At 72.0% G+C, this 23,384-nt stretch carries 19 protein-coding genes, 4 tRNA genes and 1 riboswitch; of the genes, 12 read left to right on the forward strand and 11 right to left on the reverse strand.

Going from position 1 to position 23,384, the window contains the following annotated elements; translation table 11 throughout:
- Window positions 1–14: 14 nt before the first annotated feature.
- The 3 genes from FHU36_RS26090 (at window position 15) to FHU36_RS26100 (ending at window position 1,675) form a co-directional block, all read left to right on the forward strand.
- Complete coding sequence (locus tag FHU36_RS26090; RefSeq protein ID WP_185086462.1) at window positions 15–563, forward strand: GNAT family N-acetyltransferase; 549 nt, start codon at window positions 15–17, stop codon at window positions 561–563.
- Between the two features lie 133 nt (window positions 564–696).
- Window positions 697–1,161: a hypothetical protein gene (locus tag FHU36_RS26095; protein WP_185086463.1), complete on the forward strand. Its 465-nt coding sequence runs from the start codon at window positions 697–699 to the stop codon at window positions 1,159–1,161.
- Window positions 1,162–1,249: 88 nt separating this feature from the next.
- Window positions 1,250–1,675 (forward strand): nitroreductase family deazaflavin-dependent oxidoreductase, encoded by a 426-nt coding sequence (locus FHU36_RS26100; RefSeq protein WP_185086464.1) that lies wholly within the window; start codon window positions 1,250–1,252, stop codon window positions 1,673–1,675.
- Here the strand turns inward: FHU36_RS26100 and FHU36_RS26105 are convergent.
- Entirely contained in the window at window positions 1,672–3,150 is a 1,479-nt protein-coding gene (locus FHU36_RS26105) for an Nramp family divalent metal transporter (RefSeq protein ID WP_185086465.1), read from the reverse strand. The two genes, FHU36_RS26100 and FHU36_RS26105, sit on opposite strands and share 4 nt — an antisense overlap.
- A gap of 145 nt (window positions 3,151–3,295) precedes the next feature.
- Window positions 3,296–4,474 carry a glycogen synthase gene (gene glgA / locus FHU36_RS26110; protein ID WP_185086466.1) on the reverse strand — a complete coding sequence of 393 codons (1,179 nt, stop codon included), beginning with the start codon at window positions 4,472–4,474 and terminating at the stop codon, window positions 3,296–3,298.
- Between the two features lie 151 nt (window positions 4,475–4,625).
- Between glgA and glgC the strand changes: the two genes are divergently transcribed.
- Window positions 4,626–5,861 (forward strand): glucose-1-phosphate adenylyltransferase, encoded by a 1,236-nt coding sequence (gene glgC, locus FHU36_RS26115; RefSeq protein WP_185086467.1) that lies wholly within the window; start codon window positions 4,626–4,628, stop codon window positions 5,859–5,861.
- Window positions 5,862–6,266: 405 nt separating this feature from the next.
- Here glgC and FHU36_RS26120 read toward each other — a convergent pair whose 3' ends face one another.
- Window positions 6,267–6,854, reverse strand: coding sequence for a CGNR zinc finger domain-containing protein (locus tag FHU36_RS26120; RefSeq protein WP_185086468.1), 588 nt, complete (start codon window positions 6,852–6,854; stop codon window positions 6,267–6,269).
- Between the two features lie 88 nt (window positions 6,855–6,942).
- Between FHU36_RS26120 and FHU36_RS26125 the strand changes: the two genes are divergently transcribed.
- Window positions 6,943–7,830, forward strand: coding sequence for a DMT family transporter (locus FHU36_RS26125; protein ID WP_185086469.1), 888 nt, complete (start codon window positions 6,943–6,945; stop codon window positions 7,828–7,830).
- Window positions 7,831–7,852: 22 nt separating this feature from the next.
- Here the strand turns inward: FHU36_RS26125 and FHU36_RS44865 are convergent, their stop codons facing one another.
- The 7 genes from FHU36_RS44865 to FHU36_RS26160 form a co-directional block, all read right to left on the reverse strand.
- A complete protein-coding gene (locus FHU36_RS44865; RefSeq protein ID WP_185086470.1) occupies window positions 7,853–9,031 on the reverse strand; it encodes a mechanosensitive ion channel family protein in 1,179 nt (392 codons plus the stop codon).
- Between the two features lie 33 nt (window positions 9,032–9,064).
- Window positions 9,065–10,060: a ribonucleotide-diphosphate reductase subunit beta gene (locus FHU36_RS26135; RefSeq protein WP_185086471.1), complete on the reverse strand. Its 996-nt coding sequence runs from the start codon at window positions 10,058–10,060 to the stop codon at window positions 9,065–9,067.
- 33 nt (window positions 10,061–10,093) lie between these two features.
- Complete coding sequence (locus FHU36_RS26140; RefSeq protein WP_312891829.1) at window positions 10,094–12,271, reverse strand: ribonucleoside-diphosphate reductase subunit alpha; 2,178 nt, start codon at window positions 12,269–12,271, stop codon at window positions 10,094–10,096.
- Window positions 12,272–12,426: 155 nt separating this feature from the next.
- Window positions 12,427–12,634: riboswitch (cobalamin riboswitch) on the reverse strand.
- A 32-nt stretch (window positions 12,635–12,666) separates the two neighbouring features.
- On the reverse strand, window positions 12,667–13,599 hold the full coding sequence (locus tag FHU36_RS26145) for a tripartite tricarboxylate transporter substrate-binding protein (protein WP_185086472.1): 933 nt from the start codon (window positions 13,597–13,599) through the stop codon (window positions 12,667–12,669).
- A 64-nt stretch (window positions 13,600–13,663) separates the two neighbouring features.
- On the reverse strand, window positions 13,664–14,443 hold the full coding sequence (locus FHU36_RS26150; protein ID WP_312891830.1) for an SAM-dependent methyltransferase: 780 nt from the start codon (window positions 14,441–14,443) through the stop codon (window positions 13,664–13,666).
- Window positions 14,444–14,515: 72 nt separating this feature from the next.
- Window positions 14,516–16,336, reverse strand: coding sequence for a glutamine--fructose-6-phosphate transaminase (isomerizing) (gene glmS / locus FHU36_RS26155; protein ID WP_185086473.1), 1,821 nt, complete (start codon window positions 16,334–16,336; stop codon window positions 14,516–14,518).
- Between the two features lie 80 nt (window positions 16,337–16,416).
- Window positions 16,417–16,692 carry a hypothetical protein gene (locus FHU36_RS26160; RefSeq protein WP_185086474.1) on the reverse strand — a complete coding sequence of 92 codons (276 nt, stop codon included), beginning with the start codon at window positions 16,690–16,692 and terminating at the stop codon, window positions 16,417–16,419.
- 183 nt (window positions 16,693–16,875) lie between these two features.
- Here FHU36_RS26160 and FHU36_RS44870 point away from each other — a divergent pair, with 183 nt between their 5' ends.
- From FHU36_RS44870 to FHU36_RS26195, 7 genes are all read left to right on the forward strand, one after another.
- Window positions 16,876–18,951 carry an N-acetylmuramoyl-L-alanine amidase gene (locus FHU36_RS44870; RefSeq protein ID WP_185086475.1) on the forward strand — a complete coding sequence of 692 codons (2,076 nt, stop codon included), beginning with the start codon at window positions 16,876–16,878 and terminating at the stop codon, window positions 18,949–18,951.
- 101 nt (window positions 18,952–19,052) lie between these two features.
- Window positions 19,053–19,124: transfer RNA gene (locus FHU36_RS26170), tRNA-Gly, on the forward strand.
- 18 nt (window positions 19,125–19,142) lie between these two features.
- Window positions 19,143–19,213, forward strand: a tRNA-Cys gene (locus FHU36_RS26175).
- 52 nt (window positions 19,214–19,265) lie between these two features.
- Window positions 19,266–19,337, forward strand: a tRNA-Gly gene (locus FHU36_RS26180).
- Between the two features lie 19 nt (window positions 19,338–19,356).
- A tRNA-Val gene (locus FHU36_RS26185) sits at window positions 19,357–19,431 on the forward strand.
- Between the two features lie 304 nt (window positions 19,432–19,735).
- A complete protein-coding gene (locus tag FHU36_RS26190; protein WP_185086476.1) occupies window positions 19,736–20,605 on the forward strand; it encodes an MEDS and STAS domain-containing protein in 870 nt (289 codons plus the stop codon).
- On the forward strand, window positions 20,595–21,524 hold the full coding sequence (locus tag FHU36_RS26195; protein ID WP_185086477.1) for an ATP-binding protein: 930 nt from the start codon (window positions 20,595–20,597) through the stop codon (window positions 21,522–21,524). Before FHU36_RS26190 ends, FHU36_RS26195 begins: the two co-directional genes overlap by 11 nt.
- Window positions 21,525–21,658: 134 nt before the next feature.
- On the opposite strand, the gene FHU36_RS26200 is transcribed toward FHU36_RS26195, so the two are convergent.
- A complete protein-coding gene (locus FHU36_RS26200) occupies window positions 21,659–23,383 on the reverse strand; it encodes an SWIM zinc finger family protein (RefSeq protein WP_185086478.1) in 1,725 nt (574 codons plus the stop codon).
- Window position 23,384: the final 1 nt, after the last annotated feature.

Genomic DNA, 23,384 nt, shown 5'->3' on the forward strand with positions numbered 1-23,384 from the left:
GTTTACTTCTGCGCATGCGCCGCGTGCAATGCAATGGTGCCCGTCTGTCCCTCCGTGACGTGACGGAGGCCGACGTGGCGGCTCTGCACGCCGTCTACGGCGACCGGACGGCCACCCAGTACATGCCGTTCGGTCCCCGCACCAACGAGCAGGTGGCCGATCTCGTCCAGGAGGCGCTGGCGGCGGCCACCGCCGAGCCGCGCCGCCTCTACATGCTCGCGGTGGTCGACACCGACCACCGCGACGTGATCGGGGTGGCGCGCCTGCACATCGAGGCCGACCACCCGCACAGCGCCGAGATCGGCGTGGGGCTGCGCCCCGACCAGTGGGGCCGGGGCATGGGCACCGACCTGATCCGGCTGCTGCTGGCGTTCGGCTTCAAGCAGCTCGGGCTGCACCGCATCTGGGGCGCCCGCTCCCCCGACAACCTGCCGGCGCAGCTCGCGATGCTGACGGCCGGCATGGTCGAGGAGGGGCGCATCCGCCACCACGTGCACACACCGGAGGGCTGGCGCGACTCGATCGTCCACTCAGCCCTCCAGGACGAGTGGACCGACCGCTGACCGTCTCGGCCACGGGCGTCGGGGGCCGCTGCGCCGCGAAGCCCGGCCCGGCCGGAGGTCCCGGTGCGTCTTCTCCGGAGATTGTCGGTGGCGCCCCCTACGATGAGGCTCCTCACGTGGAGGGATCTCACTCATGCTCGACTCTCTGATCGTGCCCCTGTTCGTCACGACGGACCTGCCGCCCCGGGCGGACCTGGCCGAGTTCGGGGGGCTGCTCGCCGAGACGGCGCGCACGCTCGACCATGGCGGCGAGAGCTACGAGGCGTTCCTGGCCGGCAAGGTGTTCTGGCTCGACCGGCCGGCCCCCGCCCGGCAGCGGCCGGCGGCGGGGCCGTCGGAGGCGGAGCTGCGGTTCGCGGGCATGCTGGGCTACCTAGCCGCCCGGGGGCCCGGCCACACCACCCGCGGCGTCGTGGCCGACGTGCGGCGGGCGATCTCCGCGGCCGTCACGGCCCGCTACGGCGACGTGGGGGCGGCGCCGGCGGTGTTCGCCATCCGCGACCGCGACGTCCGCGAGCGCACCCCCGAGACGGCCGTCTACGTCGACACCCGCGACGCGATGCCGGAGCTGGTCACGGTCACCCGCTCCTACCTCTAGCCCGCGGCCGTCCCGCCCGCGGGTCAACATCTCGTACAGGCCCCGGCGGGGCGGTGACGTGGCGCCCATCCGGGGTATTCGTGCACTCATGCTCTTCGGCAAGGAACACGTACAGCGCTACCAGCAGACCGACGGCGAGGAGGGGCACGACTGGAACAACACCACCGTGCTCCTGCTGACCACGAAAGGCCGCAGGTCCGGCCGGCCGTACACGACGCCGCTCATCTACCAGCGGCACGGCGACGCCTACGTGGTGGTCGCCTCCAAGGGCGGCGATCCCGACCATCCCGACTGGTACAAGAACCTCGAAGCCGATCCCGAGGTCGGGGTGCAGGTCAAGGGCGACCGGTTCAAGGCCCTCGCGCACACGGCGATCGAGGAGGAGAAGCCGGAGCTGTGGAAGCTGATGACGCGCGCCTGGCCCCAGTACGACGACTACCAGACGCAGACCGACCGGGAGATCCCGGTGGTCGTGCTCCAGCCCGTCCCGGCCTCCGCTTCCGCCGACGGCTAGAACGTCACCAGCGGGTCGCCGAGGAAGTCGGCGATGAAGTTGACGAAGAAGAAGCCGAAGAACAGGAAGTTGAGCACCAGGATGACGTAGTGCCACGGCCGCGGCCGGGCGGGCCGCGGCAGCCTGCTGTTGAGGTAGATGAGCAGGAACGGGTAGAGCAGCGCGCCCAGGTTGGACATGTTGGCCGACCACTCGACGAGCGCCACCGGCAGGCTCAGGTGGATGACGACCGAGATGACGACCAGCAGCACGATCATGAACGGGTAGTAGAACCGGCGCGGGTCGCCCTCGATCAGCGCGCGCAGTCGCGGGCTGGTGCCGTGCGCGGCGTCCGTGGTCACCCGGACCATGGCCTCGAAGATGCCGAGCTGCGTGGAGAACAGGATCAGCACGCCGAGCACCAGAGCCACGTAGAACAGGGCCGGCCCGTACTCCTGGCCCAGCACGCTGGCGATGAAGGTCGGCACGTCGGCGCGCGTCGGCCGCTCGCCGGACATGGCGACGGCCTGCGACATGAGGATCGTCGGCAGCAGCATGCCCAGCATGGCGCCGACGAAGAACACGCCCCACATGTCCGTCAGCAACAGCCGGTACCACCGGCGCCACAGCCCCCTGTTGAGGTCGTCGTCGGGGAAGGTGACGCCGCTGGCCAGGATCTCCCGGCGCTCGCCGCGCATGCCCGAGATGAACCCGGCCCGGTAGCCCATGCCGTAGCCCTTGTCCCGGTAGTGCCCCATCACGTACCAGTTGAGGCCGGAGGCGAGAGCGGTGAACCCGGCCAGGCCGCCGAGCTGGGTGGCGGTGATGCCCTTCGGCGGGGCGGCCGGCGTGACGAAGCCGCGCAAGCCCTCCCACCACATGCTCCACGGCACCACGAAGACGCACAGCAGCAGCAGCGTGACGAGGATGGACCCGACGAGCATCCAGTTGGCCAGCTCCAGCGCCCGGCTGATCCGCCGCGCGCCGGCCGTGATCAGGAAGACGACGACGAGCAGCGCGATCGCCCACAGGCGCGGCTCCTCGGCCCCGGCGGGCGCGATGGTGCCGTGCACGAGCGCGTACACGCCCTGGCCGGCCGAGGCCGCCCAGCCGCCCGCGATGAACGCGAAGATGACGACGAGCACGGAGAGCGGCACCCACAACCGCCACCCCGGCGGGACACGGCCCCAGCCGACGACCGGGACCTCGCCGGTGGCGACGACGTAGCGGGCGCACTCGACGTTGTAGAACGTCTGGAGCAGCGCGGAGATCAGGATGACCCAGCCGACGCCGACGAAGCCGTACTGACCGACGCTGAGCGGGCCGAGCAGCCACTCACCGCTGCCGATGGAGATGCCGAGCGCGATGAGGCTCGGGCCGACGACGTACTTGACCAGCTCCCGCGGTCCGATCCGCGAGATCTTGAACACCTCTTCGGGCGTGGGCAGGTCGGTGACGACCAGGTCGGGGCGGCTTACTCCAAGCGGGTGCGTCATGTCTGGCCTCCTGACGCTCAATGTGATCCACGTCACTGGGGACCACAAGACCCAATCGGCCGGGGAGCGACGGCCCGCCGTTCCCCCGTCAGGACCTAGCATTCCCCTGAGCAGGGGAAAAGCACCTCAAGAGCAGCAAAACCGGTCAGCCGCGGAGCGAGGTGTAGAGGTCGAGGGTGCGGTCGGCGATGCGCTCCCAGGAGAAGTGCTCGACGGCCCTGACCCGGCCCGCCTGCCCCATCGCGCGAGCCCTGGCGGGATCGCCCAGCAGGGTGTTGACCCGCTCGGCCAGGTCGGCGGCGAAGCGGCCGGGGTCGTGCGGAGTGCCGTCGGCGCCCTGGTCGATCGGCACCAGCAGGCCCGTCTCGCGGTCGGCGACCACCTCGGGGATGCCGCCCGTGGCCGTGGCGACCACGGCCGTCTCGCAGGCCATCGCCTCCAGGTTGACGATGCCCATCGGCTCGTACACCGACGGGCACACGAAGACGCTCGCGTGCGTGAGCAACTGGATGACCTCGGGCTTGGGCAGCATCTCGGAGATCCACAACACGCCCTCGCGCTCGCGCTCCAGCTCGCGCACCAGGCCGGTCACCTCGGCGGCGATCTCCGGCGTGTCGGGCGCGCCCGCGCAGAGCACGAGCTGGGCGTCACGGTCGAAGGCCCGTGCCGCGTGCAGGAGGTGGACCAGCCCCTTCTGCCGGGTGATGCGCCCGACGAAGATCACGTACGGCCTGCCGGGGTCGACCCCGTGCCTCTTCAGCACGTCGTCGCCGCGGTCGGGGGTGTACTCGGCGGTGTCGATGCCGTTGTGGATGACGCTGACCCGCTCCGGCGCGATCTCGGGGTAGGCGGCGAGCACGTCGCGCCGCATGCCCTCCGACACCGCGATCACGGCGTCGGCGGCGGCCAGGGCGGTCCGCTCGGCCCAGGAGGAGATCGTGTAGCCGCCGCCGAGCTGCTCGGCCTTCCAGGGGCGCAGCGGTTCGAGGCTGTGCGTGGTGACCACGTGCGGGACACCGTGGAGCATCTTCGCGACGTGTCCGGCGAAGTTGGCGTACCAGGTGTGCGAGTGGACCACGTCGGCGCCCTCGCAGGCGGCGGCCATCTCCAGGTCCACCCCGAGCACCTGCAGCGCCGCGTTGGCCGACTCCAGCCCGCCGGGGACCCGGTAGGCGGACACCCCCGGCTCGTCGCGGTCCGCGCCGAAGCAGCGCACCCGGACGTCGGCCAGCCGTCGCAGGCGGCTGGCCAGGTACTCCATGTGAACCCCGGCACCGCCGTACACCTCGGGCGGATACTCCCGGCTGAGCAGATCGACACGCATGAGACGACCTTACGAGCAACCGGCCCGTCGGGGACACCTCGACAAGCCGTCTTGCGCCGATCCGGACGAACAATAAGGAACCGGCGACTTTCGCAGGGGCATCATGCGGGCTTTCGTCGATAGATCGGCCAAATGGGGGTAGCGTCTGGACATGAGGTCCCAGAGGGTGCTTGCGGTCGTGCTGGCAGGTGGCGAGGGCAAGAGGCTCATGCCTCTGACGGCGGACAGGGCCAAACCTGCCGTGCCGTTCGGCGGGATATATCGGCTTATCGACTTCGTGCTGTCCAATCTGGCCAACGGCAACTACCTGCAGATCGTCGTGCTGACGCAGTACAAGAACCACAGCCTCGACCGGCACGTGTCGCGCACCTGGCGGTTGTCGGCCATGCTGGGCAACTACGTGACGCCGGTGCCCGCGCAGCAGCGGCTGGGGCCCCGGTGGTTCTCCGGGTCCGCCGACGCCCTCTTCCAGAACCTGAACCTGATCTACGACGAGATGCCCGAGCACGTCATCGTGTTCGGCGCCGACCACATCTACCGCATGGACCCCCGGCAGATGGTCGCCCAGCACGAGGAGTCGGGCGCCGACGTGACGGTCGCGGCGATCAGGCAGCCGCTGGCGCTCGCCGACCAGTTCGGGGTGATCGAGACCGACCCGCAGGGGCGGCGCATCGTGGCCTTCCGGGAGAAGCCGAAGGACGCCGTCGGCCTGGCCGACTCACCCGACGAGATCTACGCCTCGATGGGCAACTACGTGTTCAGGACGCAGGCGATGATCGACGCCCTGCGCGAGGACGCCCTCGACCCCACGAGCAAGCACGACCTCGGCGGCAACATCATCCCCATGCTGGTCAAGTCGGGCGGCGCCGACGTCTACGACTTCGCGAACAACGTCGTGCCTGGCTCCACCGAGCGCGACCGTGGCTACTGGCGCGACGTGGGAACCCTGGACGCCTACTACGAGGCCCACATGGACCTCATCTCGGCGCACCCCGTCTTCAACCTCTACAACGACAAGTGGCCCATCCACACCGGCCACGACCCGTTGCCGCCGGCCAAGTTCGTGCACAACGACGGCGACCGGGTGGGCCGGGCGATCGACTCACTGGTCTCCCCCGGCGTGATCGTCTCGGGCGGCACCGCCATCCGGTCGATCCTGTCGCCGAGGGTGATGCTCCACTCGCACTCGCTGGTGGAGGACTCGGTGCTGATGGACAACGTCAAGATCGGCCGCGGCGCGATCGTGCGCAAGGCGATCATCGACAAGAACGTCGTGATCCCCGACGGCGCGCGGATCGGCTTCGACCTCGACCACGACCGCACCCGCTTCGCCATCACCCGCGGCGGCGTGGTCGTCGTCGGCAAGAACGAGATCGTCGAGCGCTGACGCCCGGCTGGGCGGCCACCACCGCGATGCCGCTCGTCCCGGCCGCGCCCCCCGGGGCGTGCCCGGGGAGAGGTGGGATGTGGGCCCCGGGACGGGCTGGCGTGGGCGCCGCCCGGGGCGAGGGCTGTGTCCGGCCGAGGGGCGCCACTCCCGTCGGCTAGACCATGGCCCGCGGCCCTGATCCCCTGTCAGGGCCGTCGTCGTGTGGCACGGCAAGAAGAAAGCCGCCTGGGCGACATCCCCGGGCGGCTCCTGGAGTCCGTGGCGGGACTATCCGGGAGCCTCACCGGCCGCGAGTCGCATGGCGCGCGGTCCGCGGGAGATCGGGGTGGTCACGTGGCAGGCCTTCCTGGTCGTGCTGGACGCTGTCCACGGTAGCCGGACGATCGACGCCGATGCCAGCGATTAAAGCGCGCGGTGGCGGGCCCGGAAGCCCGCCGCCTTGGCGCGGTTGCCGCACTCCTGCATGTCGCACCAGCGCCGGGCGCCCCCGCGCGAGGTGTCGACGTACAGCCGGGTGCAGGCCTCGGCGCCGCACTCCTTGATCCGTACGGCCTGCGTCCCGCCGAGGAGTTCGACCGCCTGACGGGCGACGGTGGACAGGGCGGCGGCCAGGTCTCCGGCGCGCTCGACCCGGCCGGCCGCGTCCAGCCGCACCCCTACGGGCGGGGCGGCGGCGAACCTGTTGACGACCTCGCGATCGGCCTGCGACTCGGCGGGCCGCGGCCCGGTGAGGTGCGACTCGTGGGGGTGCGGCTCGTGGGGGTGCGGCTCGGCCGCGGCGGAGGCCAGCCGGTAGAGGGCCTCCCGCAGTTCCTTGGCCGCCTCCAGCCCGGCGGGCGTGACCTCGCACGGCGTGTCGAGGACGCCCGCCTCGACCATCCAGCGGGCCATGTCATCCGGCTCGCGCAGCACGTCACGCCGGTCGGTCGTGCGGTGCTGGACCGTACCGGCCAGGTCGAGGGCGAGGTTCCCGCTGACGAAGGCGAACACGCCCCCAGCATACCTAACCGCCTTGACAGGTTAGGCGGGATCACGGAACAGTGAAGTAACCGATTTGAGTGGTTATGTGGAGGGTGGCATGGCGGTCCAGGTGGTCCGGCCGGCGGGGAGCCGGGAGCAGGCGAAGGGGCCGGCGCTGCTGCCGCCCCTGTTCGTGGTGATGTGGAGCAGCGCCTTCGTGGCCGGGGTGATCGGGGTGGGCGCCGCGCCGCCGCTGTTGCTGACGTTCGCGAGGTTCGCCTTCGCCGGAGTGCTGCTCACCGGCATCGCGCTGGCGGCCCGGTCCTCCTGGCCGCGGGGCCGGCGGCTCGCGCACGTGGCGGTGGCGGGGGTGCTGGTGCAGGCGGTGCAGTTCGGCGCCTTCTACACGGCGCTCGGCATGCACGTGCCCGCGGCGGTGCTGGCGCTGGTGCAGGGGCTGAACCCGGTGGTCGTCGCGCTGGTGGCCGGGCGGGCGCTCGGCGAGCGGCTGACCCCGCGGCAGTGGCTCGGCTTCGCCCTGGGCGCGGCCGGTGTCGGGCTGGCCGTGGCCGACCGGCTGAGCTTCTCCTCGGCCGGAATCGCGCTCGCCGTGGTGGGGCTGCTCGCGCTGAGCCTGGGCACGGTCTACCAGAAGCGTTTCGCCGGCGACATGGACGTGCGATCGGGCACGGCCGTGCAGTTCCTGGTCAGCGCGCCGCTCGTGGGCCTGGCCTCGCTGCTGCTGGAGACGCCGCGGGTGACCGACGGGGCGGCGTTCGCCGGGGCCGTGGGCTGGCTCGTCCTGGTGAACTCGATCGGGGCGTTCCTGCTGCTCAACACCATGCTGCGGGACGCGCCGGCGAGCCGGGTGAGCACGCTGTTCTTCCTGACGCCGGCCGTGACGGCCGTCATGGCCTGGCTGCTCGCCGGCCAGTCGCTGCACCCGCTCGCGGTGGCGGGGCTGGCGGTCGGCGGGGCAGGGGTCCTCCTGGCGACCCGCCGCTGACAGCCGGAACGGCCGCGCGCCGTCAGGCCCGCCCGGGGCCGGACGAGGGGCCGAACGAAGGGCCGGCCGGGGGACCGGACGAGAAGGAGGGGCCCGACGACGAGCCGGGCGGCGGGCCGGGATCGGCGCCCAGGTCGGCCGTCCACGGCACCCCGGCCCGGGTCTCCGGGGTCTCCACGCGGAAGCGCGGCAGCGCGTCGGGGAAGTTCGTCCTGATGAAGGTGACCAGGTGCTCGCGGACGTCGCACTTGAGGTCCCAGGCGGACGGCGAGTCGGCGGCGCTCATCAGGGCCCGCAGCTCGATCAGCCCGTTCGGCAGCACGTCGGTCACCTGGAGGGTCCAGTCCTTCTGGTCCCACAGCGGGTTGGACTGGATGAAGGTGTAGAGCTCGTCGCGCAGCTTGTCGACCGGCACCGACCAGTCGACCCGCAGGAGCACCACGGCGATGACCCGGCTGCCGTGCCGGGTCCAGTTCTCGAACGGGTTCTGGGTGAAGTAGGAGACGGGCAGGACGAGGCGGCGCTCGTCCCACAGGCGCACCACCACGTAGGTCAGCGTCAGCTCCTCGATCCTGCCCCACTCGTTGTCCACCACGACCACGTCGTCCAGCCGCAGCGCGTCGCTGAAGGCGAGCTGGAGGCCCGCCAGGGCGTTGCCGATCGTCGGCTGGGCGGCGATGCCGACGATCGCGCCCGCGATGCCGGCGGAGGCGAGCAGACCCGCGCCCAGCGCCCGCACCTGGGGGAAGGAGAAGAGCATCGCGCCCACCGCGATCACGATGATGACCGCGGCGGCGATCCGGCGGACCAGCCCGATCTGGGTCATGATGCGCCGGGCCCGCCGGTTGCGCTCCCCCTCGACCTTCACCAGCCGGTCGAGCACCACGTCCGTCAGCGCGTAGGTGGCCTGGACGATCAGCCAGGTCACCGCGCCGATGGTGACCAGCCCCAGCGCCCGCTCCACCGTCTGGGCGAGGGCCAGCTCCCCCGGGCTCTGGCCGAACATCCCGGGCCCGAACACCAGGTTGAAGGCCACCACGGCCGCCACCGTGAACCCGGCCCAGGTGCAGTGCTCGACCAGGTGCCGGGCGAGCGCCCACTTGCGACCGGCCCTGGACAGCAGCCGTCGGAAGATCTCCACGCAGAGAACGGCCCCGGCCACCGCGATGGCGAGGACGAGCCAGCCGGCTGGCGTCTGCACGAGTAATGCCCCCAAATGTCCTATCAAATAAGCCTAGAACGTCTCATCGAACGTCACATTGCCCTCAACAGCCACCTGATAAGCCGACACCCGCCGCTCGAAGAAGTTCGCGAGCTCCTGCACGTCCTGCAACTCCATGAACGCGAACGGGTTGGCCGTGCCGTACCTCGCCGGCAGGCCGAGCCTGGCCAGCCGCTGGTCGGCCACGTACTCAAGGTACTCGCGCATCTGCTCGGCGCTCATCCCGGGCATGCCGTCGCCGCACAGGTCGCGGGCGAAGGCCAGCTCGGCCGCCACGGCCTCCTCCAGCATCGCGGTGACCTGCGCGCCCAGCTTGTCGTCGAACAGTTCCGGCTCCTCGGCCCGCACGGTGTCCACCACGCTGAAGGCGAACTCCATGTGCATGGACTCGTCACGGAAGACCCAGTTCGTCCCCGTGGCGAGGCCGCTGAGCAGCCCGCGCGAGCGGAACCAGTAGACGTAGGCGAAGGCCCCGTAGAAGAACAGCCCCTCGATGCAGGCGGCGAAGCAGATGAGGTTCAGCAGGAACTGCCGCCGCTGGTCGGCCGTCTCCAGTTGCCGCAGCCCGTTGATCGAGTCGATCCACCGGAAGCAGAACTCGGCCTTGTCGCGGATCGACGGGATGTGCTCGATCGCGGCGAACGCCTTGACACGTTCGTCCGGGTCGGGCAGGTACGTGTCGAGCAGCGTCAGGTAGAACTGCACGTGCACGGCCTCCTCGAAGAGCTGCCTGCTGAGGTACAGGCGCGCCTCGGGGGCGTTGACGTGCTGGTAGAGGTTGAGCACCAGGTTGTTGGCGACGATCGAGTCGCCGGTGGCGAAGAAGGCGACCAGCCGGTTGATCAGGTGGCGTTCCTGCGCGGTCATCCTGGCCAGGTCGGCGAGGTCGGTGTGCAGGTCCACCTCCTCGACGGTCCAGGTGTTGCGGATGGCCGCCCGGTAGCGCTCGTAGAAGTCCGGGTAGCGCATGGGCCGCAGGGTCAGGTCCATTCCAGGGTCGAGCAGCATGTCTGGGGATGTCTCCGTACGTGGTGGGGCGGATTACTGGCAGGCTTCGCAGACTTCCGGGTTCTCCAGCGAGCAGGCGACGGCCTCCGCGGCCGAAGGGGCGGGCGCCGCCGTCACGGTGGTCTGGGCGATCCGGGTGGCGGGGCGGGAGCGCAGGTAGTACGTGGTCTTCAGGCCGCGCTTCCAGGCGTAGGCGTACATCGAGGAGAGCTTGCCGATGGTGGGGCTGGCCATGAAGAGGTTGAGCGACTGCGACTGGTCGATGTACGGCTGGCGGGCCGCGGCCAGGTCGATCAGCGCCTTCTGCGGCAGTTCCCACGCGGTGCGGTAGAGCGTCTTGAGGTCGGCCGGGATGCCGGGGACGTCCTGGACCGAGCCGTCGGCCCGCTTGATCGCGTCGCGCATGGTCTGCGTCCACAGCCCGCGCGCCTGCAGGTCGGCCACCAGGTAGCGGTTGACCTGAAGGAACTCGCCGGACAGGGTCTCGCGCTTGAAGACGTTGGACACCTGCGGCTCGATGCACTCGTAGCAGCCGGCGATGGAGGCGATGGTGGCCGTCGGCGCGATGGCGATCATGAGGGAGTTGCGCAGCCCGGTGGCGGCGACCTTGGCACGCAGCGCCTCCCAGCGCGGCGAGCCGGCCGCCCCGGCGTAGTGGTCGGGGTGCAGCATCCCGAGGGCGGCGCGGGTGTCGCCGTACGACGGGTGCCGGCCGCGCTCGGCGGCCAGGTCGGCGGAGGTGTCGTAGGCGGCCAGCGCGATCTCCTCGGCGATCCGCGTGGACAGCTCCCGCGCCTCGGGCGAGTCGAACGGCAGGCGCAGCGCGAAGAACACGTCGGCCAGCCCCATCACGCCGAGCCCGATCGGCCGCCAGCGCCGGTTGGCCGCCTCGGCCTCGGGTGTCGGGTAGAAGCCCAGGTCGATGGTCCGGTCGAGGAAGCGCACGGCGGTCCGCACGGTGGCGCGCAGCCGGTCCCAGTCGAGGTCCGCGCCGTCGCGCAGGTGGGCGGCCAGGTTGACCGAGCCGAGGTTGCACACCGCGGTCTCGGCGTCGCTGGTGACCTCCAGGATCTCGGTGCACAGGTTGGACAGGTGGATGACGTTCTCCGGGCGGGCCGTCTGGTTGGAGGTCCGGTTGGCCGCGTCCTTGAACGTCATCCAGCCGTTGCCGGTCTGCGCGAGCGTGCGCATCATCCGGCCGTACAGGGTGCGGGCCGGGATCTGGCGGACGAAGCGGCCCTGCGCCTCGTAGGCGCGGTAGGCGCGGTCGAAGGCGTCGCCGTACAGGTCGGTGAGGTCGGGGACGTCCTTGGGGTCGAACAGCGACCACGTCCCGTCGGCCTCGACCCGCCGCATGAACTCGTCCGGCACCCAGTTGGCCAGGTTCAGGTTGTGCGTGCGGCGGGCGTCCTCGCCCGTGTTGTCGCGCAGCTCCAGGAACTCCTCGATGTCGGCGTGCCAGGTCTCCAGGTAGACGCAGGCCGCTCCCTTGCGACGGCCGCCCTGGTTCACCGCGGCGACCGAGGAGTCGAGGGTGCGCAGCCACGGGACGATGCCGTTGGAGTGCCCGTTGGTGCCGCGGATGAGCGAGCCGCGCGAGCGGACCCGGGTCCAGGAGATGCCGATGCCTCCGGCGTACTTCGACAGCCGGGCCACCTGGCCGTACCTGTCGTAGATGGCCTCCAGCTCGTCGCGCGGCGAGTCGAGCAGAAAGCACGACGAGAGCTGCGGGCGGCGCGCGCCGGAGTTGAACAGCGTCGGCGAGCTGGGCAGGTAGGCCAGCGCGGACATCAGCCCGTACAGCTCGGCGGCCTCGGCCACCGAGGACGACAGTCCGCAGGCCACCCGCAGGAAGAAGTGCTGCGGGCGCTCCAGCACCGCCCGCGTCTGCGGGTGGCGCAGCAGGTAGCGGTCGTAGACGGTGCGCAGGCCGAAGTACTCGAACCGGTCGTCGGCCTCGTCGTGGACGAGCGCGTCCAGCTCGGCGGCGTGGGCCGCGACGAACGCCGCGAGGGAGTCCTGGACCAGCCCGGCCGCGTGGGTGGCCGCGACCGACTCGGAGAAGGTCCGCACGCCGTGCCCGGCCGCCTCGTCGGCGATCTCCTCGGCCAGCAGCCGGGCGGCGACCCGGGAGTTGGCCGGATCGGCGATCACCCGGGCGGCGGCCTCCTCGATGGCCAGCCGCCGGTCAACCTCAACGATCTGCGTCACGTGCTCTCCTCGCGAGCTCTGCCCCGTGAGGGCGCGCGAGAGCACGGCGGCGCGGGGCGTGCCCGGCCGCGTCGGCCCCCGGGCCCTCCCTCGAGGCCCTGGACAGGTCAGCCGGGCGTGCCGGGCCGGCCCGCGTGGTCGTGCGCGCTCCGGCCGGGACCCCGGCGTCACTGGCAGGTCTTCGGGCTCGCGGGCGCGCCTGACCATGACGGTCAGGCCGGTCCTACTGGCCGTCGCTTCCCGGATCTCTCCAGTGCTCGTGACGGCGGTCGTTCCCGCTCACCGCTGCGGGGCAGCCCCGGAATCGCACCGGGTTCCCTTTCACTCCGCCCCGAGGGGCGAACCAGCGACGAGCAGGATCCTACATCTAGTGGCCACGGCCGCAACTCGCCCCATCATGTTGTGCCGGGCGTGTCGACCAGTCCGAGGTCGCGGAGCACGGCGCGGGTGCGCGCGGTCTCCGAGGCGAGCCACTGCTCGAAGTCGCCGCCGCTGAGCGGGATCGGCTGCCAGCCCCCGGCGCGGCAGGCCTTGTGCCACGGCGCGGAGCCGGCGACCCGCTCGCACATCTCGACGGCCGTGGCGCGCAGGTCCTCGGCCATGTCCTGCGGGCCGACCGCCGCGCACCAGTCGGCGAAGTCGATGCGCACGCCCGACTCCAGGAGGCTGGGCACGTCGAGCCCGTCGACGCGGCGGGCGCTGGAGACGGCCAGCGCCCTGACCCGTCCCTTGCGCAGGTCGGCCCGCCAGGCGCGCAGGGGACCGGCGGCGGCCACCGCCCGGCCGCCTCGCAGGGCGTCGGTGGCCTCCGCCGTGGTCGGGTGGCCGGTGTAGGCGATCCGGCGGGCGTCGGCGCCGAGCCCCCGCGCGACCAGCCCGAACAGCAGGTGGTCGGGCTCGCCCTGCGGCCCCCCGGCGAGCGGCGTCTCCTCGGGCCTGGCGAGCAACTGGGCGCCGAAGTCCTCGAAGTCCCTGAACGGCGAAGCAGCCGGCACGACCACGACCTCGATCTCCCCGGCCAGCCTCGCCAGCGGCGTCGCGGTCTCGAGCAGCCTGGGCCCGGCGTCGATCTCGGCGGCGGCCAGGGCCGGCAGTCCGGTGACGGTGATCGTGGTGGCCTGCCGGTGGCCGGCCAGCATGAACCCCGACTGCCACGCGGCCCGGGTGAGCGCCCGCGTCACCCCCGCCCACCGCTCGGCGCCCGGCGCGATGGCGAACGGCAGCCGCACCGCTCCCGCGGTGGTGCCCTTGTCGGCGCCGCACGCGGCCGCCGCCATGCCGAGCCCCGCCATGCCGAGTCCCAGCGCGAAGAACTGCCGTCGCCGCATGCGTGCCTCCCCCGGGCGCGCGGGTACCTCCCACTACCTGAGGTTATTGACACATCACCGTCGGTTACACCTGTGGATCGGGTGCCTTCCATCCGACTCCGGCCATCAGGTACGAGGCCGTGGACGGTTCGGCGGCCAGCCGGGGCCGGTCGGGCCGCCAGTCGGCGGCGTGCACCAGGCCGGGCTCGACCAGCGTGAAGTCACCGAAGAACGCCCTGATCCGGGCGGGCGTCCGGGCGGCGCCGCGGCGGGCGGCCGGCTTCGCCCGCCCCGGAGAGGGGCCCGGAGTGGTGGAGTGCGTGAGCACCAGATGACTGCCGGGCGCCAGTGCCTCCCGCAGCGCGGCCACGGCGGCGTGCGGGCCGCCCGCGTCGTCCGTGCCGGCGTCGGGGATGAAGTGCAGGATCGAGATCAGCAGCACGCCGACCGGCCGGTCCAGGTCGAGGAAGGCCGCGGCGCGCTCCAGCACCCCGGCGGCGTCGAGCAGATCCGCCCGGACGAAAGCGGCCCTGCTCTCGTCGCGGAGCAGGGCCGTGGCGTGCGCGGCGACCACGGGATCGCGGTCCACGTAGACCACCCGGGCACCGGGGACGATCTGGTGAACGCTGCCCTGGGTCGGCAGCCCGCTGCCGAGGTCGAGGAACTGGCGCACGCCCGAACCCGCCAGGTGGCGCACCGCCCGCTGCTGGAAGCCCCGGTTGACCCGTGCCAGCGGCACGGTGTGCGGGACCAGCTCGGCGAGCCGGTCGGTGGCCTCGCGATCGACGGCGTAGTTCGTCACACCGCCGAGCATGTAGTCGTACATGCGTGCGAGGTTGGGCGTGCGCGGATCGAACTCGACCACAAACGGATCTTAGGTCGAGATTGCGCTAATTACACGAGCTCTGTGCGATTGTGGCCATAGTGCAGCCTGGACTCATTCGACTGTGACACTCTTGGCCAGATTGCGAGGCTTGTCCACATCGCGGCCGAGGGCGACCGCCGCGTGGTAGGCGAAGAGCTGGAGCGGGATCGTCAGCAGGATCGGGTCCAGCTCGATCTCGTTCTTCGGCACCACGATCACGTCGTCGGCCAGCTTGGCGTCGGGCTCGCGGTGGCCGACCATGAGCACCTGCCCGCCGCGGGCGCGGATCTCGCCGAGCGTGGTGAGGTTCTTGTCGAGCAACTCGTCGTCGGGGACGATCGCGACCGTGGGCATCTCGGGGCCGATCAGCGCGAGCGGCCCGTGCTTGAGCTCGCTGGCCGGGTACGCCTCGGCGTGCACGTACGAGATCTCCTTGAGCTTCTGCGCGCCCTCGCGGGCCACCGGGTAGCCGCGCACCCGGCCGACGAACATCATGCTCGGGTGGTGGGCGTACTTCTTCGCCAGCTCGGCGATCTTGTCGCCCTGGGCCAGGATCTCCTCGATCTGGCCGGGCAGCCGGCGCAGGCCCTCGCAGATGCGGCGGCCGTCGGCGGGCGACAGGTCGTGCACGCGGCCGAAGTGCACCGCGAGCAGCGCGAACGCCAGCGACGTGGAGGTGAACGCCTTGGTCGAGGCCACCGACACCTCGGGCCCGGCGTGCAGGTAGACGCCGCCGTCGACCTCGCGGGCGATGGCGCTGCCGACGGCGTTGACGATGCCGATCACCCGGCCGCCCTTGCGCTTGAGCTCCTGCACCGCGGCCAGGGTGTCGTACGTCTCGCCCGACTGGCTGATCGCCACGTACAGCGTGTCGGGGTCGACCACCGGGTTGCGGTAGCGGAACTCGCTGGCCGGCTCGGCGTCGGCCGGGATGCGGGCCAGCTCCTCGATGAGCTGGGCGCCGATCTGGCCGGAGTAGTAGGCCGAACCACAGCCGATGATCTTCACCCGGCGGAAGGAGCGGGTCTCCCGGGCGTCCATGTTCAGGCCGCCGAGGTGGGCGATGTGGAAGCGCTCGTCCAGACGGCCGCGCAGCGTGCGCGAGACCGTCTCGGGCTGCTCGGAGATCTCCTTGAGCAGGTAGTGCTCGTAGCCGCCCGTGTCGTAGTGGCCGGCGTCCCAGTCGACGGTCAGCGGCTCCTTGGCGGTCTCGCGGGCGTCGCTGGCGAAGGTGTGGAAGCCGTCGGCCTTGAGCACGGCCAGCTCGCCGTCCTCCAGGTGCACCACCTGGCGGGTGTAGCGGACCAGCGCCGACACGTCGGAGGCGGCGAACATCTCCTTCTCGCCGATGCCGAGCACGATCGGGCTGCCGTTGCGCGCCACGACGACCTCGCCGGACCGCTCGGCGTCGATGACGGCGATGCCGTACGTGCCGACGACGCTCTTGAGCGCCTTGCGCACGGCCTCCTCCAGCGACTCGGTCTCCTGGACGGTGCGGGCGATCAGGTGGGCGAGCACCTCGGTGTCGGTCTCGGAGAGGAAGACGGCGCCGTCGGCGGTCAGCTTGGCGCGCAGCTCGTCGGCGTTCTCGATGATGCCGTTGTGCACGACGGCGATGCGCTCGTCCGCCGACAGGTGCGGGTGGGCGTTGACGTCACTGGGCACGCCGTGGGTGGCCCACCGCGTGTGGCCGATGCCGAGGCCGCCCTTGAACCGGGCCGGCATGACCTTGGCCAGGTCGGCCACCCGGCCCTTGACCTTGCGTACCTTCAGCCCCTTGCTGGACACCACGACTCCGGCCGAGTCATAGCCGCGGTACTCCAGCCGCTGCAGCCCCTCCAGCAGGATCGGGGCAGCGTCCTTGGGCCCGATATAGGCGACGATTCCGCACATCCGGGGTTCTCCTCTTCCGTGAACGATGGTGATGTCCGCGACACGGGACATGGGACAGGTGGCAGGGGACCGCAGGTCGCTCATCCGTAGACGATGCGACGCAACTGGCGCAGGGACAGGTCGGGCGCCGCCACCCGGCGGGCCCGGAGCTCGGCGGCGACCCGGGGGAAGATCTCGTCGTTGGTGAGGCCACGGCCCTTCAGCTCGGCGTGGCGCCGCCGGACGAACTCCTCGACCGGCTCCGAGAAGTACGACAGCACGTCGGCCACCACACGGGCCGCCTCGCCGGGACCTAACCCGCTGGTCCTGGTGAGGTGCGCGATGAGCTCCTCATGGGGATGCCGCGTCGTGGACACAGACGAGGACACTACGCACAAGTGACTGGACACGCCAACATCCTGCCCGCAATCGGGCAGGAATCGCGCGGTGGACCCACTTCGCCGCGTCGGACGGCGGCCGACGCACCGGCGCACCGCCCTTCCCTTCTCGACCTGACTACGGACAGTAGTCTGACGGAACCGATCCGTGGGGGGGTTGCCATGCTGCAGTGGGTCGTCGCCGGTCTCGCCGCCGGTGCTCTGGTGGGGCCGGTCCAGGACCACGGCCGCCAGGGAGACTTCGCCGAGGCGGCGCGGGAGTACGGGGTTCCGGTGAGCGTCCTGCTCGGCGTGTCCTACCTGCAGTCGCGCTGGGACACCCACGACGGCCGGCCCAGCACGGACGGCGGGTACGGCCCGATGCACCTCGTGGACCTGGAGACGGCCGCGCACCCACAGCCCCGGCGCCACGGCGGCGGGCACGACGGGCACAAGGGCCACGACGGGCACGAGGGACACGGCGGGGACGCCCGGGGGGACGGCGCCAGGCCGACGCCGGAGCGGCCGGAGGCGGAGCGGCCGGAGGCGGCCTCCGACCCGTCCGCCGGCCACCGGGGCGGCACCGCCGGGGCGCCCGCGCCGTGGGAGGCCGACGTCACGGGGCCGTCACTCGGGCGCGCGGCGCGGCTGAGCGGGCTTCCCGCCGAACGGCTGCGCACCGACCCGGCCGCGAACATCCGGGGCGGGGCCGCGCTCCTCGCCGCCTACCAGGCGCACCCCACCGGCGATCCGGCCGGCTGGTACCAGGCGGTCGCCCGCTACTCGGGCGCGCGCGACCCGTTCACCGCCAGAAGCTTCGCCGACGAGGTGTTCGCGGTGATCCGGGAGGGCGCCGCCCGCCGGACCGACGACGGCTTCGCGGTGCGGCTCACCCCGGCCCCCGGCCTGCGCCCACCGGCCGCGCCCCCGCTGCGCAGGGCACAGGGCGCCGAGTGCCCGGCCACGCTGGCGTGCGAGTGGATGCCCGCCGCCTACAAGCGGACCGGCCCGGGCGACTACGGCAACCACGACCGGATCGCGGGCGAGCGGCGCGTGGACTACATCGTCATCCACGACACCGAGGGCGGCTACGACGGCATCAAGTCGATGGTGGCCGACCCCGACTACGTGAGCTGGCACTACACGGTCCGCTCCCGCGACGGCCACGTCGCCCAGCACGTGCGCACGAAGGACGTCGCCTGGCACGCCGGCAACTGGGACGTCAACACCCGCTCGATCGGCGTCGAGCACGAGGGCTACCTCGCCAGGGGCGGCACCTGGTACACCGAGGCGATGTACCGGGCCTCGGCCCGGCTCGTGCGACACCTCGCCGACCTCCACGACATCCCGCTCGACCGGGCGCACATCCTCGGGCACGACAACGTGCCGGGCACCACGCCGCAGACGCTGCCGGGCATGCACGACGACCCCGGCCCCTACTGGGACTGGGCCCACTACTTCGACCTGATGGGCAGCCCCCTGCGCGGCGACGGCGACCCTGCGCAGGACGGCCCCGCACAGGACGGCCGGGACCTCGCGCGCCGGTACGCCGCTCCCCCGGGCCCCGGCAAGGCACGGGCGGCGCGACGGACCGCCGTGCGGACCGGACGCGACGACGGGGACACCCCCGCGTCGGTCGTCATCCTGCCCGACTACGGGGCGAACCAGCCACGGTTCACCGGCTGCGTCAAGGCGCACCCGGCCAGGGCGTGCGAGCCGCACGGCGCCTCGACGGTGTGGCTGCGCACGGAGCCGCGCGAGGACGCCCCGCTGGTCGACGACGTCGGCAAGCGGGTGGGCAAGCCGAGCACGTCCAGCGTGTACGACCACAGCGCGCGGGTCTCCACCGGGCAGCGGTTCGCCGTGGCCGGCGCCCGTGGCGACTGGACCGCCATCTGGTACCTCGGCCGCCGGGCGTGGTTCCACAACCCGCCGGAGGGCCCCGCCGCCGTGCCGGCCGGAGGGCCGGTGGTCATGCCGCTGCGCGACGACGTCAAGGTGTACGGCCGCGCCTTCCCCGGCCGGCCCGCCTACCGCGGCACCGGGGTCGACTTCCAGGAGCGGGTGCCCCTGCCGTACGTCATCCGCTCCGGTCAGGCGTACGCGCTCGGGCACACGGTGCGCAGTTCCTACCTGTCGGCCGGCTCGTTCGACCCGGACCGGCACGTCACGGTCACCGGCGAGCAGCGCTACCACCAGATCCAGCTCGGCCACCGGGTCGTGTACGTCAAGGCCAAGGACGTCCGGGTGATCCGCTGACGATTCGGGTCACGAATTTCCGCCCACCCCCCGTTTGCTGCGCACGGGCACTCCGCGGAGACGATATGGTTTTCCCGTGGCCCGGCGATCGCCGGGAGCACGCGGAAGTGGCTCAGTGGTAGAGCATCACCTTGCCAAGGTGAGGGTCGCGGGTTCGAATCCCGTCTTCCGCTCGGAGCGCGAGACTCCATGGTGGAGTGGCCGAGAGGCGAGGCAGCGGCCTGCAAAGCCGTCCACACGGGTTCAAATCCCGTCTCCACCTCGGCTTGTCGGCGGGCCCTTCCAGGATCCGCTAAAGTAAAGTGCGGCGCCACGCGGAAGTGGCTCAGTGGTAGAGCATCACCTTGCCAAGGTGAGGGTCGCGGGTTCGAATCCCGTCTTCCGCTCTGAGTGACAACTCAACAAGGACGATTAGCTCAGCGGGAGAGCGCTTCCCTGACACGGAAGAGGTCACTGGTTCAATCCCAGTATCGTCCACCATCACCCAGGCCCAGCTCGCGGCAACCCCGCGCGGCTGGGCTTTCGTGTTGCCGGGGCCCGAACCGCGATCGGGAAGTTCGTGTCGCCGCCGAGGTGAGCCCGCCCGTCGCCGGGGCACAGGAATGCGGGTGGGTTCGGCGGGCGAGGTTCGCGGGCGGGCGAGCCGTCCACCGGCAAGGAGCCTGCGCTCCGGCCTGAGGGCCGGTCCGGGCGGCGAAGGTCGAGAAAGGAGGTGGGCGCGATCACGGGCGATCACTACTCTGGGTGGTCCTGTGGAGGACTCTCGGGTGGGACGGGTGACGCGGTGACGATCAACGCTGAGGTGCAGATCACTGACTTGAAGCTCAATGATCACGCGTGTCTGACCTTCGGCGAGCCGGAAGAGCTGCTCGACCTGACCGCGGCGTACGTCCGTGACGGACTGTCCGGCGGGCTGCGGGTAGTGTGGCTGTGTGAGGAGCCGCAGGGGGCGCTGACCGAGCTCGACCGCCGGGGGGTGGCCGTGCGGTCCGCCACCGCGGCGGGGAGCATGGACGTGGTGGCCTCCCAGGACGGGCTGCTGTCCGGGCCGTCGTTCACGGTGGCGCACGCGATGGAGTGGCTGCACCGGCAGCGGGAGCTGACCTCGCGCGGGGGCTACGCCGGCCTGCGGGTGGCGCTCGACATGGGGTGGGCGCTGCGGCCGATCAGCGGGATCGAGCAGTTGCCGGCATTCGAGGAGGAGATCGCGACGGCGTTGTCGGACACCGGTGTGTCGGTGTTGTGCCAGTACGACCGTGATCGGTTCGACCCGGTCACGCTGGCGTCGGTGGCCTCCTTCCACACCCGTTCGGTGACCGCGGCGACCTACCACAGCGATCCGCTGTTGCGCATCTGCCGTCAGTACGCGCCACCGGGGGTCCGGCTGGCCGGCCAACTCGACCGGACGGCCGAGGACTCCCTGGCGCTGGCCCTGTCCGAGGCGATCCGGGTGGACGGCGACATCACGATCAACATGTCCGAGCTTTCCTTCATCGACCTGTCGTGCACGCGGATGATCCTGGACGCGGCGCGCAGCATGGCTGCCGACCGTTCGGTGGCGCTACGGTGCGGCCCCCCGATCGCCTCCAGGTTCGTCCTGCTGGGCGCCGGTGGCGTTCCCGGAGTCAGACTGGTGACCGGTCATGGCGGGTGAGGGGCCCGTGGGCGGCCCGCCGACCGCCTCGGGAGTGCCGGCCCGTTCCGGCCCGGCACCGGCCGAACCACTGCTGGAGCAGCCCTTCGACGGCGACTCGCTGTACGCGCTGCGGGCCACGCTGGAGGCGCACGCCTCGCAGGCCGGGTTCCCCGACGGGCGGGTCATGGACCTGGTCATGACCGTGCACGAACTGGCCACGAACGCGGTCCTGCACGGCGCGGGACGCGGGACGGTGCGGCTCTGGCGCGTGGGCGGCACGCTGCGCTGCGAGGTCCGCGACGCGGGCCCGTCCGCGGCCGACCCGCGCGCCGGCACGGGCACGGACGACGGCACCGGCCACATCGTGGGCGGCGGCCCACGCGATGGCGCGGACCCCGGCTCGATCGACAGCGCGGGTGAAGGCACCGGCGGCGGCGCGGGTGACCGGTGGCCGGTCCGGCACGGGCACGGGCTGTGGATCGCGCGCTACCTGACCGACGGGTTCACGCTCGCCACCGGGCCCGACGGGACCGTCGCCACCGTCGACTTCACCGTGCCCGCCGGCCCGGCGGGCGACTCGCCGTTCGCTCTCGGACGGCACGAACGCGGCTCGTACGTCCTGCTCGAACTCACCGGCACCCTGAGCGAGCAGGCCGCCGAGCAGGTCACCACCGTGGTGGGCGACATCGTGGCCGGCGACCGGGCACGGCCGCGGCTGGTGCTCGACCTGAGCGGGGTGACGTTCTGGGACGCGGTGGGCGTCGCCGCGCTGATCACGGCGAAGCAGCGGGTCGAGGCCGCCTCCGGGGCGCTGGTCCTCACCGGGCTCACCGCCGGGTTCCGGCAGCGACTGGACGCCCTGAGCCCCACCCCGTTCACCGTGTACGACGACCGGCACCAGGCCGACCACCACTTCCGGACCCCACCCGGCTCCTGACACCGCCGGCCCTGGCACGCCTCGCGGCCCGGGCCGGTGGAGCCTGTGGTGGAGCCGGATCATCCGTCGGGCAGGACGCGCCGGACGACCCACACACCGCATCTGTGACGTGACCGGAGACGGGGGCGAACGCCCTACCCGCCGGGGAGACGGGCTCGGTCGAGTTCGTCGCGAAGGGCCCGCTTGGCCCTGTGCGCGGCGCGCAGTGTCGTCAGGTGCGCCTGGAAGTCGTCGGTGCGCCCGCACCTGCCGGCCACGGACTCGGACTCGGCCAGCAGGCCCGCCGCCTCCCGGTAGGCCGACCGGTTCCGCTGCTCGATCAGTCGTTCGGCGACCTGCCACAGGACCGGCAGGGCGTCGGCCGGATGTGTCGCCGCGCGGGCCCTGGCCACCCGGAGCAACAGGTCCTGGCGGCAGTCCCCCTGCCGCGCGGCCTGCCATGCGCCGTCGGCGTCCCCCTCCCACAGCAGGATCTCCACCAGGGCCGAGGGCCCGGCACCCCGCGGGCGTCCGACGCCGTCGCGGGCCTCGGCGGCGGGCCGGTCGGTCAGCAGGTCCAGCGCCCGGTCCCGCCACATGGTGGAGTCCTCGGCGGTGGCGGCGCGTAACGCCTGGTAGGCCGTCAACGTCGGAGCCGCCTCGAAGTTCGCCCACAGCAGCTCGGCCGCCTCGGCGCGGCGACCGAGACGCAGCAGGCACTCGGCGCCCAGGGCGCGCAGCCCTTCGCCGTGCCTGCCGCCCGGCCAGTCGTCGTCGCCGGTGTCGTCCAGGCCGCGCCGGATCCAGTGCAGCGCCTCCTCGGGCCTGGCGTCGGCGGCCAGCGTCTGCGCCACCCGCAGCATGTCGTAGGCGGATCCGGCGTCCCGCGCGAGGACCTCGACCAGCGCGTCGGTGCCACCCTCGCAGGCGGCCAGCCTCTCCATCAGATGAGTGACGGTGAAGCGGTTGCTGTCGTATCTGCCCGGCCGCTTGGGCGGCAGCGCCTGCCAGGCCGCCTCCACCCGCTGCCGGTAGCGGGCCATGCCCGCCTCGCCGAGGACCTCGGCGTAGTCGGGCATGGCGTCGAGGAACACCTCGTACTCGCTGGCCAGCGCCGTGTCCACCAGCCGGTCCGCGAGAGCCTCCGGGTCGGGGCGGCCGGCCCTGCAGGCGTCGAGATGGACGCGTTCCGCCGCGGCGAGCGCGTCGCCCAACTCTCCGTCGGAGTCGTCCACGTAGCCCGCCGCGTCCTCGATCAGCCCCATCGCGTACTCGGCCAGGGTCACCGCCTGATCGGCGAAGCCTTCACCGATCAGCTCGGCCACCTCGCCCAGCACGTCCTCGATGCGGCCGAGGCCACCGTAGGGGACGTGCTCGTCGAGCTCGATCGCGTCCTCCAGCCGGCGGCGCAGGACCCGGTCGTCGAAGGCATGGCGGGGGTCGGCGCCCGCCGCCACCTCCAACCGTGCCCGCAGCAGCGGATCGGCCCGCGCGACACGCAGCAGCTCGGCGGCCAGCCAGCGCGTGTCCTGCCGGTGGAGGAAGTCACGCAGCGCCGCGTCGGTGACCTTCGCCGGGACACCGGCCGGCGCGGGCGTCGGCTCCTCGCTCGCCAGCCAGGCCAGCCCGGCCGCGACGCAGTGCTTGCAGAACATCCCGTCGGCGCCGTACGGGCAGCTGCACTCCCCCTCCAGACCCGCCGCTGTCACGCGCAGCCGCACCCGGTAGGGACGGGTGCCGTCCACCGTCGCCGTCACCGACGTGCCGTCGACGGCCATCCTTCGCACCACCCCTTGCGCGAAGTAGGCCTTGCCACGGTCGAACGAACGCCCGTCCGCGCAGTGCCGGATCAGCTCCTCACTCACCACGACTCTCGCCATG

This window comes from Nonomuraea muscovyensis (genome assembly GCF_014207745.1).
Classification (GTDB): domain Bacteria; phylum Actinomycetota; class Actinomycetes; order Streptosporangiales; family Streptosporangiaceae; genus Nonomuraea; species Nonomuraea muscovyensis.